This is a genomic window from Streptomyces sp. NPDC096040 (assembly GCF_040303265.1).
In the GTDB taxonomy this organism is placed as follows: Bacteria; Actinomycetota; Actinomycetes; order Streptomycetales; family Streptomycetaceae; genus Streptomyces.
Genome location: NZ_JBEOTA010000012.1, coordinates 140,702 through 155,085 on the forward strand (window position 1 = coordinate 140,702; position 14,384 = coordinate 155,085).

General features: G+C 71.1%; 13 protein-coding genes. 6 read left to right on the forward strand and 7 right to left on the reverse strand.

Features of this window, described 5'->3' with window-relative positions:
• The first annotated feature begins 11 nt into the window (after positions 1–11).
• From ABTY98_RS18445 to ABTY98_RS18460, 4 genes are read left to right on the forward strand one after another with little or no spacing between them, the layout of a single operon-like run.
• Positions 12–848 (forward strand): carbohydrate ABC transporter permease, encoded by an 837-nt coding sequence (locus ABTY98_RS18445; RefSeq protein ID WP_352221961.1) that lies wholly within the window; start codon positions 12–14, stop codon positions 846–848.
• On the forward strand, positions 845–3,772 hold the full coding sequence (locus ABTY98_RS18450) for a glycoside hydrolase family 2 TIM barrel-domain containing protein (RefSeq protein ID WP_352221962.1): 2,928 nt from the start codon (positions 845–847) through the stop codon (positions 3,770–3,772). Before ABTY98_RS18445 ends, ABTY98_RS18450 begins: the two co-directional genes overlap by 4 nt.
• Positions 3,773–3,820: 48 nt before the next feature.
• Positions 3,821–5,653, forward strand: a complete 1,833-nt coding sequence (locus ABTY98_RS18455) for a LamG-like jellyroll fold domain-containing protein (RefSeq protein ID WP_352221963.1) — start codon at positions 3,821–3,823, stop codon at positions 5,651–5,653.
• A gap of 20 nt (positions 5,654–5,673) precedes the next feature.
• On the forward strand, positions 5,674–7,344 hold the full coding sequence (locus ABTY98_RS18460) for a PHP domain-containing protein (RefSeq protein ID WP_352221964.1): 1,671 nt from the start codon (positions 5,674–5,676) through the stop codon (positions 7,342–7,344).
• A 35-nt stretch (positions 7,345–7,379) separates the two neighbouring features.
• Here the strand turns inward: ABTY98_RS18460 and ABTY98_RS18465 are convergent, their stop codons facing one another.
• Genes ABTY98_RS18465 through ABTY98_RS18480 form a run of 4 tightly spaced genes read right to left on the reverse strand, consistent with a single transcriptional unit; the run spans position 7,380 to position 11,160 of the window.
• On the reverse strand, positions 7,380–7,835 hold the full coding sequence (locus tag ABTY98_RS18465; protein ID WP_352221965.1) for a MaoC family dehydratase: 456 nt from the start codon (positions 7,833–7,835) through the stop codon (positions 7,380–7,382).
• A gap of 14 nt (positions 7,836–7,849) precedes the next feature.
• Positions 7,850–9,358, reverse strand: a complete 1,509-nt coding sequence (locus ABTY98_RS18470; protein WP_352221966.1) for an acyl-CoA synthetase — start codon at positions 9,356–9,358, stop codon at positions 7,850–7,852.
• Between the two features lie 9 nt (positions 9,359–9,367).
• Positions 9,368–10,243 carry an amidohydrolase family protein gene (locus ABTY98_RS18475; protein WP_352221967.1) on the reverse strand — a complete coding sequence of 292 codons (876 nt, stop codon included), beginning with the start codon at positions 10,241–10,243 and terminating at the stop codon, positions 9,368–9,370.
• On the reverse strand, positions 10,243–11,160 hold the full coding sequence (locus tag ABTY98_RS18480) for an SDR family NAD(P)-dependent oxidoreductase (protein WP_352221968.1): 918 nt from the start codon (positions 11,158–11,160) through the stop codon (positions 10,243–10,245). The genes ABTY98_RS18475 and ABTY98_RS18480 overlap by 1 nt, the downstream gene beginning before the upstream one ends.
• A 256-nt stretch (positions 11,161–11,416) precedes the next feature.
• Between ABTY98_RS18480 and ABTY98_RS18485 the strand changes: the two genes are divergently transcribed.
• Both ABTY98_RS18485 and ABTY98_RS18490 read left to right on the forward strand, forming a co-directional pair.
• Positions 11,417–11,836 carry a MarR family winged helix-turn-helix transcriptional regulator gene (locus ABTY98_RS18485; protein ID WP_352222061.1) on the forward strand — a complete coding sequence of 140 codons (420 nt, stop codon included), beginning with the start codon at positions 11,417–11,419 and terminating at the stop codon, positions 11,834–11,836.
• Positions 11,833–12,594 carry an IclR family transcriptional regulator gene (locus ABTY98_RS18490; RefSeq protein WP_352221969.1) on the forward strand — a complete coding sequence of 254 codons (762 nt, stop codon included), beginning with the start codon at positions 11,833–11,835 and terminating at the stop codon, positions 12,592–12,594. Before ABTY98_RS18485 ends, ABTY98_RS18490 begins: the two co-directional genes overlap by 4 nt.
• A 75-nt stretch (positions 12,595–12,669) precedes the next feature.
• Here the strand turns inward: ABTY98_RS18490 and ABTY98_RS18495 are convergent, their stop codons facing one another.
• From ABTY98_RS18495 to ABTY98_RS18505, 3 genes are read right to left on the reverse strand one after another with little or no spacing between them, the layout of a single operon-like run.
• Entirely contained in the window at positions 12,670–13,305 is a 636-nt protein-coding gene (locus ABTY98_RS18495; protein WP_352221970.1) for an NEW3 domain-containing protein, read from the reverse strand.
• The gene (locus ABTY98_RS18500; protein WP_352221971.1) at positions 13,302–13,547 is read right to left on the reverse strand and encodes a DUF6253 family protein; all 246 of its coding nucleotides are present in this window, start codon (positions 13,545–13,547) and stop codon (positions 13,302–13,304) included. Before ABTY98_RS18500 ends, ABTY98_RS18495 begins: the two co-directional genes overlap by 4 nt.
• Positions 13,544–14,353, reverse strand: a complete 810-nt coding sequence (locus ABTY98_RS18505) for a maleate cis-trans isomerase family protein (protein WP_352221972.1) — start codon at positions 14,351–14,353, stop codon at positions 13,544–13,546. The genes ABTY98_RS18500 and ABTY98_RS18505 overlap by 4 nt, the downstream gene beginning before the upstream one ends.
• Positions 14,354–14,384: the final 31 nt, after the last annotated feature.

Sequence of the window (14,384 nt, forward strand, 5' to 3'; positions counted from 1 at the left end):
GGCCGCACACCATGGCATCCATCAAGGGGACGCGCAGCCGGGGCATCGCGCTGCACACCGTACTCGTCATCGGTCTGCTGCTCTCGGCCTTCCCGTTCTACTGGGCCGTGATCATGTCGACGCACACGTCGTCGGAGATCTTCTCCTACCCGCCGAAGCTGCTGCCGGGTCCGCACCTCCTGGAGAACGCCCGCGGCCTCTTCGACAACATCGACTTCTTCGGGTCGATGTGGAACTCACTGCTGGTCGCGAGTTCGGTGACCTTCCTGGTCCTCTTCTTCGACTCGCTGGCGGCCTTCGTCTTTGCCAAGTTCGCCTTCCCCGGCAAGAACGTGCTGTTCGCCCTGCTGATGGTCATCTTCATGGTGCCGGCCCAGCTGTCGGCCATACCGCAGTTCGTGATCATGGCGAAGCTGGGCTGGATCGGTTCGATGACCTCGCTGATCGTGCCGGCGGCGGCCAACGCGTTCGGCATCTTCTGGATGCGCCAGTACATGAAGGGCGCCATCCACGACGAGCTCCTCGACGCCTCCCGCATCGACGGCGCCAACTTCCTCCGCCAGTACTGGCACGTGGCCCTCCCGGTGGTCCGGCCGGGCCTCGCCTTCCTCGGCATCTTCACCTTCATGGGCCAGTGGAACGACTACGCCTGGCCCCTGATCGCCCTCACCAACCCCGACAACGTCACCCTCCAGGTGGCGCTGTCCCAGCTCAACGGCACCCATGGCACCACCGACTACGGAATGGTCATGACCGGCGCACTTCTCGCCCTCGTCCCCCTGCTGATCGTGTTCGCGATCGGCGCCCGCCAGATCATCGGCGACCTGGCCAAGGGAGCCATCAAGTGACGGACCCGCTGGTGGCCGTCCGCCCCTGGGAGGCACCCGAGGTGACCTCCTGGGGGCGGTTGCCGATGAACGCCGTCGACCGTCGTCCGGGCGCCCTGTCCCTGGACGGCGAGTGGCGCTTCCAGCTGCTGCCGGCTCCGGGCGCGGCGACGGTCGACGCCATGTGGTCGACCGCCTTCGTCCCGGGCGTCTGGACGATGCAGGACACGGACGACCGTCCGCAGTACACCAACGTCCGCATGCCGTTCGCGGAGTTCCCGCCGTCGTCGCCCGCCGCCAATCCCACCGGTGTCCACGAACGGCCCCTGGACATCCCCGCCGACTGGACCGGCCGCCGGATCGTCCTCCAGGTCGGCGCCGCCGAGAGCGTGCTCCTCGTCCATGTGGACGGACGGCCCGTCGGCATCTCCAAGGACTCCCATCTGGCCGCCGAGTTCGACCTGACCGAAGTCGTACGCCCCGGCGAGCGGTCGGTCGTACGGCTGACCGTGGTCAAGTGGTCGGACGCCTCGCACATCGAGGACCAGGACCACTGGTGGCACGGCGGGATCACCCGCCCGGTCCTGCTGTACGCAACGGATCCGCTGCATCTCGCGGACGTGACCGTGCGGGCGCGACGGGACGGCGAGCTGAGGGTGGACTGCCTCGTACGGGACAAGGGCGGTGCGCTGCCGGACGGTTGGTATGTCACCGGCGACCTGGACGGTGAACTCCTCCTCGCGCAGGACGCCGAGTTCGACCGGCTCAACGCCGAGGACGACCGGGTCTCCGACTTCCTGGGCGAGGCCCGCATCCGCGCGACCGTGCCCGAGGTGCGCACCTGGAACGCGGAGGAGCCCGAACTGTACGGGCTGACCGTCCGGCTGCACCGCGCGGACGGCACGGTCGCCGACTCGTCCTACCACCGCATCGGATTCCGGGACGTCGAGATCACCGGCCGGGACCTGCTGGTCAACGGCGAGCGGGTGTTCATCCGGGGCGTGAACCGGCACGACTTCCATCCGCTCACCGGGCGGACGGTGTCGTACGACGACATGCGCGCGGACCTGGTGCTGCTGAAGCGGTTCGGCTTCAACGCGATCCGCACCGCGCACTATCCGAACGACCCCACGCTCTACGACCTCGCCGACGAGCTGGGCTTCTATGTGGTCGACGAGGCCGACATCGAGTCCCATGACCACGCGCACGAGATCGCCGACGACCCGCGCTATCTGAACGCCTTCGTGGACCGGGTCTCGCGCATGGTGCTGCGCGACAAGAACCACCCGTCGGTCATCGTCTGGTCGCTGGGCAACGAGTCCGACTACGGGGCGAACCACGACGCGGCGGCGGGCTGGGTGCGGCGGCACGATCCGACCCGGCCGATCCAGTACGAGGGGGCGGCCAAGCGCGGCTGGGCGGACCCGGACGTGGCCTCCGACATCGCCTGCCCGATGTACGCGCCGCTGGAGGAGTGTGTGGCGCACGCGCTGTCCGGGGAGCAGACGAAACCGCTGATCCAGTGCGAGTACTCGCACGCCATGGGCAACAGCAACGGCACGCTGGCCGACCACTGGGCTGCCATCGAGTCCACTCCGGGTCTTCAGGGCGGGTTCATCTGGGAGTTCTGGGACCACGGAATTCTCCAGCGGGTGAGCGATGGAAGACCGGTCGGGCGCGCGGGCGCCGGGCTGTACGACAACGGTGTCGCCGCGCCCGGCCACCGGTGGGCGTACGGCGGCGACTTCGGCGAGGCCCTGCACGACGGGGCGTTCGTCGCGGACGGGATGGTCTTCCCCGACCGCACGCCCAAGCCCGCGATGTACGAGCACCGGGAGATCGCGGCGCCGGTCCGCATCCGGTGCTTCAGGCACGAGGGCATCGTGCTCGCCAACCACCAGCACTTCCGGGGCTTCGACTGGCTGACGGGCACCTGGGAGCTGGCGCTGGCCGACGGCCGTACCCTGACCGGCCCGGCCGAGCTGCCCGAGCTGTGCCCCGGTGAGACCGCGGCCGTACCGCTTCCCTTCGAGGTGCCTGCGGACGGTGGCGAGGCGTGGCTCACGCTGCGGGTGAGGACCGCCGAGGACCTGGCGTGGGCGCCGGCCGGTACGGAGATCTGCGCGCCGCAGATCCGGATCCGGGCGGCGGCCACCGCCGGGGAGCCGGTGCCGGTGGGACCGGCCGTCGAGGTGGACGGCGAGGGTCTGCTGCGGCACCCGCTGCTGACCGCCGCTCCGACGCTGTCGCTGTGGCGGGCACCCACGGACAACGACGAGCTGGGCGGGATCGCGCTGCGCTGGCGGGCCTGGGGCCTGGACCAGCTGGTGCGCAAGGTGGTCTCCGTGCGCCGGGACGGCGACCGTCTGGCCGTGGTGGCCGAGTACGCCGGTACGGTCGGTGTCGTACGGCACCGGCAGGAGTTCGTCCCGGTCGAGGGCGGCATCCGGGTCGAGGAGTCGGCCGAGCTGCCCGCGGAGTTCGACGACGTGGCCCGGGTCGGCTCGGTCTTCGAGACGGTGGCCGGGCTCGATCTGCTGGAGTGGTTCGGTCAGGGTCCCTGGGAGTCGTACCCGGACCGTGCCGCCGGCGCCCCGGTCGGCCACCACTGCGTACCCGTGGACGAGCTGTTCACCCCGTATCTGCGGCCTCAGGAGAGCGGCGGCCGCCATGGCGTACGGCGGTTCACGCTGTCGGCGCCGGACGCCACCGGACTCGCGGTCGAGCTGGACGAGCCCCGCCAGGTCTCCGTCACCCGCTACCGCGCCGAGGATCTCACCGCCGTCACGCACCACGACGAACTCGTACCGCGGGCCGGCTGTGTGGTCCACATCGACGCCGCACACCGGGGCCTGGGTACGGCCTCGTGCGGTCCCGACACCTTCCCCTCCTACCTCGTCGCACCGGGCGTCCACCGCTGGAGCTGGACCCTGCGCGTCCTCTGAGATCCCCCACGCCCTTCGCCGTCACTTCTCCTTATCCACGGAGCACACGTGTGTACGTCGCATGACCACGTCCAGGGCGAGGCCGCGCAGGCCGGAGCCGGCAGACGAAACTTCCTCAGGGCCACCGCGCTGCTCGGCGCCGCCGCCACCGCCGGGGTCACGCTGCCGGCCGTCGCCGAGGCGTCCTCCGGCTCCGGCCGGCGCCCCGACCCGGAGAGCCGTCGCTTCACCCTCGCGGTGATGCCCGACACCCAGTACCTCTTCGACGGGCCGAGCATCAACCCGGCGCCGATCGAGGCATCGCTGCGGTATCTCCTGGAGCAGGGCGGTGCGTCCGACGAGAACATCGTCTTCCTGTCCCACCTGGGCGACCTCACCCAGAACGGCGCCGAGGAGGAGTTCGCCGCGATCAGCGAGGCGTTCGGGATCCTGGACCGGCGCGGGGTCGGCTACAGCGTGCTGGCCGGCAACCACGACATCAGGTCGTCCACGGACGACCAGCGGGGCTCGACGCCGTACCTGGACGCCTTCGGGCCGCAGCGTTTCAAGGGCAGGCCCACGTTCGGCGGGGCCTCTTCGGACGGCTACAACACCTACCACCTGTTCCGGGCGGCCGGGCGCGAGTGGCTCGTCCTCGCGCTGGACTGGCGGCTGTCGGCGAAGGGCTACGCATGGGCGAAGGACGTCATCGCGCAGCACCCGAAGACGCCGGTCATCCTCACCACGCACGAACTGGTCGTGGACGACGACGAGTTGTCGTCGTACGGGCAGCAGCTGTGGGACCAGCTGATCAACGAGCACGACCAGATCTTCCTCACTCTGAACGGCCACTTCTGGCCGGCCCGCCGCGCGACCCGCAAGAACGCCGCCGGCAACGACGTACATCTGCACCTGACGAACTACCAGAACCGCTACTTCGGCGGCGCGGCGATGATCCGCCTCTACCACTTCGACCTGGACCGTGACGTCATCGACGTGGAGACGGTCTCGCCGTGGATCCTCGGCCGGGCCAAGAAGGGCCTCAACGAGCTGGAGCGGCAGGAGATGGAGCTGAGCGGCGACGGGGACCGCTTCTCCGTCGACATCGACTTCGCCGCCCGCTTCGAGGGCTTCGCCCCGGTGCCGGTCCGTCCGGCGCGGCCCGCCTCGCAGCTGCTGGTACGGGGCACGGCCGCCTACTGGCGGTTCGACTCGGCGGTCTCCGGCACGGTCCGTGACCTGTCCGGCAACGGCAACGACCTCACCGTGGTCTCGGTGGGCGGCGGCACGCTCGGCTGGTCGTCGGACCACCACCCGGACCAGCCGGGCCACGGCAGCCTGGAGTTCACCGGCTACAAGTCGCCGCTGAAGGGCGCGTACCTGAGGACGATCGACGGCGCTCCGCTCAACTCGGCGACGTTCAAGGACGGTTACACCATCGAGGCGTTCTACTGGCTGCCCGCCGACTGGGACGCCTCGCACAACGCCTGGTCCGGTCTGGTCAGCCGTACGGGGCGCAACGGCTCGGTCGGCACGGTCACCGACGACCCGGACGAGCCCCTCGCCACTCTCTCCATCTCCGACGGGCCGGGCGCGCAGTGGGCGGTGCACCCGCTCAACCAGCAGCAGCTGGCCACCAACTGGGGCGACGAGACCGCCCGCGAGACCTGGTGGCACCTGGCCGTCGTCAACGACGGACGGCACACGACGATGTACGTGCAGGGCTGCCCGGTCGCCCGCAACCCGCACGCCGCCGCGATCGGCATCGCCTCGTCCGGGAAGCCCTGGCTGCTCGGCGGCTACGAGTACGCGGACAGGATCGACCAGATCCTGCACGGCCGCCTCGGCGACGTCCGGATCGTCTCCCGGGCGCTGCCCGTCTCGTCCTTCATGAACCACTGACTCCTGTTACGAGGATCATCATGACCGAGCAGCAGCTGCCCACCTGGGCCGATCCTGCCGTCTCCCCCGCCGACCTGGACGCCCAGGGCGTGTCCAGACGCGGACTCCTGCGCCGGGCCGGCCTGTTCGGCGCCGCGTTCGCCCTCGGGTCGGCGGCCACCCCCGCGCCGGCCTCCACCGGACGGGGCTTCGGCGGCAACGACCCCCGCCTCGCCTACCTGGTCGGCGACCACCACGTCCACTCGGTGTACAGCCACGACGCGAAGTACACGTTCTCGCAGCAGGCGCAGGCCGCCGCCCGGTACGGCCTGGACTGGATGGTGTTCAACGAGCACTCCAACTTCGGGCACGCCTCCTACGGCGCGAAGATGGAGTACGCGGAGATCCTCAAGGCCCGCCGGGAGAACCCGCGCCAGCTGATCTACCAGGGCCTGGAGTGGTACATCCCGGCCGCCGAGCACTGCACGGTGTTCGCCGCGCCGGGCCCCCACGAGACCGACCTGCTCACCCGGTTCGAGCTGGCCTACGACGGCAAGCTGCTCGGCTACACCGAGGGGTCCGCCGGCGCCACGGACACCGCCCGCAACGAGGCCCACGCCGTCAAGGCCATCCAGTGGCTGGCCGAGCAGCGCCGTACGGGCTGTGTCGACGACGTCCTCGTCCTCGCCAACCACCCGCTGCGGCTCGGCATCGACTCGCCGCACGAGATGCGCAACTGGCGGGACGCCGCCCCCGAGATCATGATCGGCATGGAGGGCGCGCCCGGCGCCCAGGGTGCCGCGATCCCCGGCTGGCGCGGCGCCACCTCGATCCGCGGCGAGTACGAGAACAAGCCCTCCGCCCAGTCCTGGGCGGGCTACCCGGCGGACGCGTACCTGACGTACGGCGGTTTCGACTGGGCCACGGCGACGGTGGGCGGCCTGTGGGACGCGATGCTGGCGGAGGGTCGCCTGTTCACCATCACCACGAACTCCGACAACCACCGCACGGTCTTCGACACCTGGAAGAACGGCGACTGGCTGCCGGGGCAGAACTTCGACAACACCGGCAAGCTGCCCGACCCGGTGAACACCGACACCCCGCAGCCCGGCAGCGACTTCTGGCCCGGCGAGTTCAGCCGCACCCACGTCGGTGTCACCCGCTACGGCTACCGCGCGGTGATGGCGGGCCTGCGCGCGGGCCGGGTCTGGCTGGACCACGGCCATCTGCTGGACGGCCTCGACGTCCGTCTGAAGCGGGACCGCGACCACGGCAACGGCGTCACCCTCGGCGGCCGGCTGCGCGTCCGCAGGGGCGAGCGGATCACCCTGAACGTGACGGTGACGACCGCGTCCCGGGTCAACGCCCAGGGCATCCTGCCCGGGTTGGCGCACGTGGACGTCATCCGGGGTGCGGTGCGCGGCACGGTCGCCGACCGTGACACCTGGCAGGCGCCCGACACCAGGGTCGTCCAGACGAAGGACGTGTCCGGCCGCAAGGGCACCTACACCCTGCGCATCCCGCTCACCGCGGGCGACGAGTCCTTCTACGTCCGGCTGCGGGGCAGCGACGGCAAGCGGAACGGCGCGGGCTACCTGGGCGCGTCGATCGACCCGCACGGCCCGATCACCCACGAACCGGGGAACGGCGACCCGTGGGCGGACACATGGTTCTATTCCAACCCCGTCTTCGTGGACGTGGTGGGTTCCTGACGACTCGTCGTCCATTCGCCCACCTTGCGTACGGATCAGGCGTAGAACCGCGACAGGCTCCGCAGTACGGCGGCGGGCTTGGTGCCGCCCTCGATCTCGATCGTCCCGTCCACGGCGATCTGCACCCCGCCCGGCACGTCCTCGACCTCCGCCAGCCGGGCGGCCAGGCGGATGCGGGAGCCTGCCTTCACCGGGGACGGGAAACGCACCTTGTTCAGGCCGTAGTTGACCTTCGTGGTCACGCCCTGGACGTCCAGCAGCTCGGTGAACAGGGGGATGAAGAGGGAGAGGGTGAGATAGCCGTGGGCGATCGGGGCGCCGAAGGGGCCCTCGGCCGCGCGCTCGGGGTCGACGTGGATCCACTGGTGGTCGCCGGTCGCGTCGGCGAAGGTGTCGATACGGTCCTGGGTGACCTCGATCCAGTCGCTGGTGCCCAGGTCGCTCCCGGCGAGCTTCTTCAGTTCGTCGAGGCCGTTGACGGTGACGCTCATGTCGCTTTCCTTAGCTATGAGTTGGTGGAGCCGTAGCGTTTGCGCACACGGGACTTGAGGAGCTTTCCGGAGGCGGTGCGCGGGAGTTCCTCCGTGAGCACCACCGATTTCGGGAGCTTGTACTTGGCGAGGCGGCCGGACAGGGAGGCCAGCACCTCGTCGGGGTCGAGGACGGCTCCCTCGCGGGGGACGACCACCGCACGCGGCACCTCGCCCCACTTGTCGTCCGGTACGCCGATGACCGCGCACTCCACGATGTCGGGGTGGGCGAGGAGGAGGTCCTCGATCTCGGCGGGGTAGATGTTCTCGCCACCGGAGATGATCATGTCCTTGAGGCGGTCGACGACGAAGACGTAACCGTCCTCGTCGACCCGGGCCGCGTCCCCGCTGCGGAACCAGCCGTCCGCGAAGGAGGCCGCGGTCTCCTCCGGCAACCCCCAGTAACCGGCCATGACATGGGGGCCGCGGACCATGACCTCCCCGGGCTCGTCGACGTCGACCGAGGTCAGGTCGGGCCGTACCACCCGTACGTCGCTGAAGAAGTGCGGCACGCCCGCCGAGCCCGCCTTGCTGATCGCGTGCTCGGCGTCGAGGAAGAGGGTGCCGGGCGAGGCCTCCGTCATGCCGTAACCCTGGAGGAAGGTCAGCCCCCGTTCCTGGTAGGCCGCGATCAGCGGGGTCGGCACCGGGGAGCCGCCGCAGGTGAGGATGCGGAGGGAGGAGAGGTCGGCGTCCGGCCAGCGCGGGTGGCGGGCCACCTGGTCGAACATGGTCGGCACCCCGAACATGAAGGTGATCCGGTGCCGTTCGATCAGGTCGAGGGTGGTCTCCGGGTCGAAGCCCTCGACCAGGACACAGGTGCCGCCCTTGAGGAGGACCGGCAGGGTGAGCATGTTGAGGCCCGCCGTGTGGAACAACGGGGCGCAGACCAGGGCGCGTTCGTCGGCGATCAGGTCGGTGTCGACCAGGACGTTGACGGCGTTCCACGTCAGGTTGGAGTGCGTGAGCATCGCGCCCTTGGGGCGGCCGGTCGTCCCCGAGGTGTACATGATGATGCAGGTGTCGTCGGGGGTGACGGGCTCGTCGATCGGGTCGTCCGCCGCCGACGCCAGCAACTCCTCGTACTCGGAGCCCACTTCGACGTACATCCGGACGTCGGTGGTGCCGGGCAGGCCCGCGACGAGACCGGCGTGCGAGGGGCCGTACAGCAGGGCCTTGGCGCCGGAGTCGGCGAGCTGGTAGGCGATCTCGGGGCCCGCGAGGCGGGTGTTGAGCGGGACGAAGACCGCGCCGAGGGTGCCGGCCGCGAACAGGGTCTCCAGGTGGGCGGGGTGGTTGGGGCCGAGGTAGGCGACGCGGTCGCCGCGGCGGACACCCCGGGCGCGCAGGGCGTGCGCGAGGCGGGTGGTGCGCGTGTACAACGTGCGGTAGTCGGCGGACTGTTCACCGTGTACCAGCGCCGTGCGGTGCGGGGTCTTGCGGGCCCGGCGTGCGGGCCACGACCCCAGTCCCTCGTTGCGCATCTCGGCCCCTTATGCCTTGGTCAGCCCGAGCAGACGGGCGGCGTTCTCCTTGAGGATCTTCGGCCGGACCTCGTCCTTGATCGGCAGCTGCGCGAAGTCGGCGAGCCACCGGTCGGGGGTGAGGACGGGGAAGTCGGAGCCGAACAGGACCTTGTCCTTGAGCAGCGTGTTGGCGTACTGCACCAGCTGCGGCGGGAAGTACTTCGGCGACCAGCCGGACAGGTCGATGTGCACGCCCGGCTTGTGGGTGGCGACGGCGAGCGCCTCGTCCTGCCAGGGGAAGGAGGGGTGCGCAAGGATGATCTTGAGATGCGGGAAGTCGGCCGCCACGTCGTCCACGTGCAGCGGGTTCGAGTACTTCAGCCTGATCCCGCCGCCGCCCGGGACGCCGGCGCCGATGCCGGTCTGCCCGGTGTGGAAGAGGGCGATGCCGCCCGTCTCCTCGATCACCTCGTAGAGGCCGTACGCCACCGCGCGGTCGTTCGGGAAGAAGCCCTGGATGCTGGGGTGGAACTTGAAGCCCTTCACCCCGTACTCCTCGACCAGGCGGCGGGCCTGCCGGACCCCCGCCTTGCCCCGGAAGGGGTCGACGGAGGCGAAGGGGATCAGCACGTCCGCGTTGGCGGCGGCGGCCTCGGCGACCTCCTCGTTGGGTACGGGGGCGGTGCCGGTCGCGGACTCGGCGTCCACCGTGAAGATCACGGCGGCCATGTTCCGCTCGCGGTAGTAGGCGGCGGTCTCCTCGATGGTCGGCTTCCGCTTTCCCTCGACCTTGAAGTAGGCGGAGGAGGCGTCGTGCAGGTCGTCGTCGAGGGAGGAGTGGCCCTTTGAGGAGACCTCGGCGTGGGTGTGGACGTCGATCGCCGTCAGTGCCTCGATGTCCATCACGCCTCCGGGAGCTTGGGCGCCGGGATGCCGACCGTCTGGAGTTCGGCGCCGACCGAGGTGGGGAAGGCGTCGGCCAGGGTGTCCGGGGTCCAGCCGCCGTCGGCGTAGGCGGCCCGGATCTCCTGGGGGTGCGACCAGAGTGCCACCTTGTCGCCACCGATGCCGATGGCCTGGCCGGTGATGGAGCGGGCGGCCTCGGAGGCGAGGAAGGGGACGAGGGCCGCGCAGTCCTCCGGGGTGCCGAAGCCCTCCCCCTTGCGCAGGAAGTCCGGTAGCGGCTCGCCGTTCTTCATGGCCTCGACGTACGGGGCGAAGGCGGGGATGGTCTCGGTCATCGCGGTGGCGGCCACCGGGACGATCGCGTTGACCGTGATGCCCGCCCGGCCCAGCTCCATCGACCAGGTGCGGGCCATGGCGGCGATACCGGCCTTGGCGGCGGCGTAGTTGGTCTGGCCGAAGTTGCCGCGCTGGCCGGCCGGGGAGCCGACCAGGATCAGGGTGCCTCCCTCGCCCTGCTCACGCATGCGTACCGCGGCGGCGCGGGCGCAGGTGAAGGTGCCCTTGAGGTGGGTGGTGATCACGGCGTCGAAGTCGTCGTCGGTCATCTTCCACAGCACCCGGTCGCGCAGGATGCCCGCGTTGGTGACCAGGATGTCGAGCCGGCCGAACTCCGCCACGGCCCGGGCGACCTGCCGGTCCGCGGCCTCGCTCGTCCCGACCGGGACCACCTCGGCGACGGCGGTGCCGCCGGCCTCGGTGATGGACTTCACGGCCTGCTCGGCGACGGCCTCGTCCACGTCGTTGACGACCACGCAGGCGCCGTGGGCGGCGAGTGCGTGGGCGTAGGCGAGGCCGAGGCCCCGGCCGCTGCCGGTGACGACGGCGGCCTTGCCGGTGAGATCGATGCTGGGCACGGGCGGTGTCCCTTCGGGTACGACGGTGCGGCTTCTCAGGTACGACGGGGCCGCGCCGCAGGTACGGCGGGTGCGGCTCCGAGATCGAAGCTAAGAGCAATAATTGTTGCCGTCAATAGTTGTTGCCGCTCCACGGTTGCGTCATGCTGGGATCTGCGCCAGCGACCGCCCCGCCACCGGGGCCCGGACCAGGGAGACCGCCATCACCCGCCAGCACACCGATAACCCGACCTCGATCGACGCGGACGAGCCGTGGATGCGCGGGCTGCACGCGGACACGGGTTACCTGCTGTACCGCCTGGGTCTGCGCTCCGGCCAGCTCTTCAACACGTTCCTCCAGGAGTCGGGGCTGCGGCTGCGCCACTACGCGGTGCTGCGTTTCCTCGCCACCTCGCAGGGCGCCCTCCAGCGAGAGCTGAGCACCCGGCTCGGCTACGACCCGAGCGCGATCGTCGGCCTGGTCGACGACCTGGAGAAGCTGGGCTTCGCCGAGCGGCGCCCCTCCCCCGACGACCGCCGCAGCCGGATCGTCGTCCTCACCGAGGCCGGTCGCGCCTTCCTGCGGGACACCGACGAGGCGGGCCAGCGGGTCACGAACGATCTGCTGGGCCCGCTCGACCCCGCCGAACGCCAGACGCTCCACCAACTGCTGCTGCGCGTCGCCGACCGGCCATGACCGCCGCCGCCCGCTCCGCGCCCGACCGGCTCCTGGCGGTGCTGGCCACGTTCGACCACGGGCATCCGGCGCTCAGCCTGAGCGGCATCAGCCGCCGGGCCGGGCTCTCCCTGACCACCGCCCACCGACTGGTCGGCGCGCTCACCGAGTGGGGCGCGCTGGAGCGGGACGCGGACGGTCTCTACCACGTGGGGCTGCGGCTCTGGGAGCTGGCCGCGCTGGCACCCCGGGGTCTCGCGCTGCGCCAGGTCGCGCTGCCGTATCTGGAAGACCTGTACGAGGCCACCCATGAGAACGTGCAGTTGGCGGTGCGGGACGGCTCCGAGGTCGTCTACATCGAGTGGCTGTCGGGGCGTTCGGCGGTGGGTGTGCAGATCCGGGTGGGCGCCCGCTGGCCGCTGCACGCGACGGGGGTGGGCCTCGCCCTGCTCGCGCACGAGACACCCGGATTCCAGCAGGAGTACTGCGCGGGTCCGTTGCCCGCCTTCACGCCGTACACCATCACGGATCCGGGCCGGTTGCGCCGCTCGCTGGCCGAGGTGCGGCGCATGGGAGTCGCGGTGAGCAGCCGTCAGGTGACCGACGACGCGCTGTCGGTGGCGGCTCCGGTGCGCGGGGCGGCGGGGCGGGTGGTCGCGGCCGTCTCGGTGGTGGTGCCCCAGGTCGATGCCCAGGTACCGGCGCTGGTCCCGGCGGTACGGCTGGCGGCCCGCGGGATCTCCCGCGCACTGGGCTGGCAGCCGGAACAGGCCGGGTAGCGCGGCCGGGTGACGGCGGACGGGCCCGCTCCCGCCATGTGACCGGATCGGGGCCCGGCGGAGACGTGACGTGGGTCAGCCGAGGGCCGTCGACGCCGTGTACGTCAGCTCGTCGTCCTCGTGGTGGGCCGTGCCCCGGCAGATGAGGGTTGTGGCGGTGGAGACCTGGGGAGGAGTGACCCGCCAGTGTGCCGTGAGGCGCTCGCCCGGGTCCAGGCGGGCCACGCCGGCCGCGTCCCGGGCGTGGACCACCCAGCCGCTCGGGGCGTCGAGGGTGCGCCGGGCCGCGTTCCATGACCGCGCGGAGCCGTTGGCGAGGGTGGCGATGACCGTGAACTCCGCTCCCCCGCCACTGACTTCGAGGGTCACACCGAAGGGCTTGCGCGGGTACACCGGCGCCCACGACTCACGCATCAGCTTCACCAGGGCGTCCGCCTGGGCGGGCCGGGCGGCGGCGAGGTCGTGCTCCTCGCCGGGATCCCGGGCGAGGTCGTACAGCTCCACGTCCCACTGGTCGTCCGGAGCACGGAGGTTCTGCCCCGGCGCGAACCGGATCGCCTTGAGGTCACCGCGCCGCAGCGCCTCGGCGAGCCGGTCGCCCCGGCCGTGGTCGACGGCGTTCTGGCGCGCGGTGACACCCGCGTGGTTGCGGTAGAAGTACAGGCTGTCGTGGTGGGCCGTGATCACAGACGTGTGCGACGGCTGGGTCACCTGGGTGCCGGTTCGGGGGCGGACGGAGCGTCCCTGCGGGGCACGGGCGTGTCGTCCTCCAAGGGGTGGGCGTAGCGGCGGAAACCGGGGACGTGTTCGGCCCGGCGCAGGGCGCCCCGGTAGAGGACCATGCCGTGGACGGAGGTGCCGTCGTCGCGCCAGCAGACGAGGGGGACCCGGCGGGCGTCCCCCTCGTCGGTGACGAACAGGGCCACGTGCCCGTCGGCCGCCAGCAGGCTCATGCCGCGCCGCCCGGCGGCTCGGTGCCGAACAACCGCCCGTACCCGGTGATCCCGCGGGCCGCTCCGGCCGCTCCGGCCAGGTGCAGTGCGTGCCAGAACAGGACCTGGTTGGCGGTCAGGACCGTGAAGTCCAGTTCCTGCTCCAGGGCTTCGACGACGCCCACCGCGCGGATGCCGTTGCCGGCCACGAGGACGGCGTCGGGCCGGTGCCCGGCGACCGTGGTGCGGATCCACCCGGAGAGTGCCTCCGGGGTGATCAGCTTCTGGTTGCTGGGCAGCCCGCACGGGCCGTGGTGGATGACCTCGAAGCCCTGTTCGGTGAAGTAGTCGGCGCCGAGCCCGGACAGCCGGTCGTCGAACCACGGCGGGTTGACGAGGGCGATCCGGCGGGCGCCGAGCGCGGTGAAGCCGGCGACGGCCGCCACGGTGGTGCCGGTGAGCGGCAGTCCGCGAGTGAACCGGGCGAGCCGGGCGAACAGGTCCTTCTCGCCGCCCGCGCCGAGGACGTAGGCGGAGCTGGTGAAGCCGAGCGCGATCGCGTCGAGCGGGGAGGCGGCCAGCAGCTCCACCGCGTTGTCGATGTGCGGTGGCTCCACGAAGGCCCGCACCGGGTCGTGCGGGATCTTCGGGTCCATCTCACCGCCGGCCCGCATCGCGCCGAAGTGGACGCGCGAGCCGTGCACGGACACGTCCTCGGGTGCTATCGCCTGGAACTCCGACTCCGGACCGACGTCCGCGTGCGGTACGACCACGCCGATGCGCGCCCGCGCCTCCCAGCCGTCCTTCTGCGCTCGGATGGTGCTCATCTCCGTGTCTCCTCGTCGTCGGGGTCGTGGG

What these genes read in the sequence shown, in the direction of transcription:
- ABTY98_RS18445 (WP_352221961.1), top strand. Translation starts at nt 12, where the DNA reads ATGGCATCCATCAAGGGGACGCGCAGCCGGGGCATCGCGCTGCACACC.
- ABTY98_RS18460 (WP_352221964.1), top strand. Translation starts at nt 5,674, where the DNA reads ATGACCGAGCAGCAGCTGCCCACCTGGGCCGATCCTGCCGTCTCCCCC.
- ABTY98_RS18465 (WP_352221965.1), bottom strand. Translation starts at nt 7,835, where the DNA reads ATGAGCGTCACCGTCAACGGCCTCGACGAACTGAAGAAGCTCGCCGGG.
- ABTY98_RS18470 (WP_352221966.1), bottom strand. Translation starts at nt 9,358, where the DNA reads ATGCGCAACGAGGGACTGGGGTCGTGGCCCGCACGCCGGGCCCGCAAG.
- ABTY98_RS18475 (WP_352221967.1), bottom strand. Translation starts at nt 10,243, where the DNA reads ATGGACATCGAGGCACTGACGGCGATCGACGTCCACACCCACGCCGAG.
- ABTY98_RS18485 (WP_352222061.1), top strand. Translation starts at nt 11,417, where the DNA reads ATGCGCGGGCTGCACGCGGACACGGGTTACCTGCTGTACCGCCTGGGT.
- ABTY98_RS18490 (WP_352221969.1), top strand. Translation starts at nt 11,833, where the DNA reads ATGACCGCCGCCGCCCGCTCCGCGCCCGACCGGCTCCTGGCGGTGCTG.
- ABTY98_RS18500 (WP_352221971.1), bottom strand. Translation starts at nt 13,547, where the DNA reads ATGAGCCTGCTGGCGGCCGACGGGCACGTGGCCCTGTTCGTCACCGAC.
- ABTY98_RS18505 (WP_352221972.1), bottom strand. Translation starts at nt 14,353, where the DNA reads ATGAGCACCATCCGAGCGCAGAAGGACGGCTGGGAGGCGCGGGCGCGC.